General features: G+C 39.7%; 3 protein-coding genes. 2 read left to right on the forward strand and 1 reads right to left on the reverse strand.

Annotated elements, in window-relative coordinates; genetic code table 11:
* Positions 1-113: 113 nt before the first annotated feature.
* Positions 114-503 (forward strand): methylthioribose kinase, encoded by a 390-nt coding sequence (locus GX497_18320; GenBank protein HHY75134.1) that lies wholly within the window; start codon positions 114-116, stop codon positions 501-503.
* Between the two features lie 3 nt (positions 504-506).
* Here the strand turns inward: GX497_18320 and GX497_18325 are convergent, their stop codons facing one another.
* Positions 507-782, reverse strand: coding sequence for a DUF2129 domain-containing protein (locus GX497_18325; GenBank protein HHY75135.1), 276 nt, complete (start codon positions 780-782; stop codon positions 507-509).
* Between the two features lie 189 nt (positions 783-971).
* On the opposite strand from GX497_18325, the gene GX497_18330 reads away from it, so the two are divergent.
* On the forward strand, positions 972-1,840 hold an 869-nt coding region (locus GX497_18330; GenBank protein HHY75136.1), incomplete at its 3' end, for a glycerophosphodiester phosphodiesterase.

The following is a 1,840-nucleotide window of genomic DNA, read 5'->3' on the forward strand; positions in this document are numbered from 1 at the left end:
GACACCGCCTATAAGTAAGACAAGCAAACTGAAGAAGCTGACAATATATTTCATGGGCAAGCCACCTCTAACATGCTAATATATGTATTATGTATATAGAAAGGATGATCAAAATGACACAACAATTTGTCGAGCTAGGACAAGGTTATGGAGATATTTATGAATTGTGTGAATTGATCCGCACAAACGAAAAACGATTCCATAATGCCTTTTTGTTTATATCTTATAAAGGAAACGAAGCGTACGCTTCCCCAGCTGTAGCCTTTCAACCGGTCGGCGATGGCAACTTTATGCCTATATACATATGCCGTGAAGGAATCCCTTATAATCCCGGAAAACCTTCCAAAAGGCTGCAATTATTTGAAGAAGCATTAAAAGAAATCGGCAAGGAAGCGATTCCGATGGACATCAAACATTCCTGCTATTATGCGGAAACCATTTTATTCTATCAACATTTGATCGGAGTATTGCGAATGAACCGCTTAATTCCGCCACTGGATTAACGGTTAAAGCCCGATGCGGTAGTCATATTCTTCTTTATCTTTTTTGAATTTTGTATTTTCAAATTCATTTTTTACAAACGGCAAGTAGGATTCAACCACGTCTTTCACGAATGGAAGGCGTTGTATTTTATTTTTTATATAAGGTATTTCGTCCCGATTGCAGTAGAGGACCACATATTTTAATTTTCTTGAAATATAATGCACATGGCCGAACTTTCTTAAACTCTTGGCGTGTTTCAACTGATAAACATACACGATAAGCCCTTGTCTTTCTTGCATTTTCATTACCCCTTTTCTTCATTTCAAGGATACCATACACGTATTTTTAATAGCAACCGACATTCGTGACATGACGTTACAATTTTCGTTATAATCTTTTTTAAGGGACTTGATTATGGTGGAATGAATACAAGGAAATCTCATATTAGAAAATATAGATTAGAAGCTCGTAAATGAAGGAGGCCAATCATGGGAAAAAAGACAAAACTGGCGTTGGCAATCGCCGCTGCAAGTGCAGCTGCATGGGCTGGAAGCAAAGCCTTTATGAAACCCCAAAAACGGGAAGGAAAAGAAGTGCTGCAAAAAGCCCCGGTCGTGCTGGCTCATAGAGGAGGGGCTAAACTCGCGCCAGAACATACAATGATCGCTTTTGAAAAGGCTTTTGAACTCGGAGTCGACGGTTTTGAAATCGATATCAGGCTCACGAAAGATGAAGAAATTGTCGCGTTCCACGATGAAACGATCGACCGAACATCTGACGGATTAGGGGCCGTAAAGGATTTTACACTGGAAGAATTAAAAAACTTTAATTTTGGTTACCACTTTAAAGATGAGAATGGACACCACCCGTATCGGGATCAAAAAGCGGAAATTGTCACATTGAAAGAACTATTTGAAAAGTTTCCAAATATGTATATCAACATCGATATCAAAGATAGCCCGGAAACCTATGAAGGAAGTTTGATGCCTTCGAAACTTTGGAGAATAATTGAAGAATATAAGGCGGAAGACCGTGTAGTGGTAACGAGCTTCTATAGCGAACAAGTCGATCGTTTCAATTTGTATGCACAAAACCGGGTCGCTTTGGGAGCCGGTGAAACGGATGTAAGGAAAGCTTTTGCCGCATATACGAGCCAATTTGGGCATCTCTATCATCCGAAGGTGGACGTTTTCCAACTTCCGACAAAACATGGAAGATTTTCTCTTGATTCACCAAAATTTATCTCTTTTTTAAACAATTTAAATATTCCGGTGCATTATTGGGTCATTGATGATGAAGAGCAAATGGGGAAACTGTTGGACAATGGGGCGAAAGGCATCATCACCGACCGGCCGGA

It is taken from the genome of Bacillus sp. (in: firmicutes) (assembly GCA_012842745.1).
In the GTDB taxonomy this organism is placed as follows: Bacteria; Bacillota; Bacilli; order Bacillales; family Bacillaceae_J; genus Schinkia.

Coding starts and splice junctions, on each gene's coding strand:
- GX497_18320 (HHY75134.1), top strand. CDS start 114: ATGACACAACAATTTGTCGAGCTAGGACAAGGTTATGGAGATATTTAT.
- GX497_18325 (HHY75135.1), bottom strand. CDS start 782: ATGCAAGAAAGACAAGGGCTTATCGTGTATGTTTATCAGTTGAAACAC.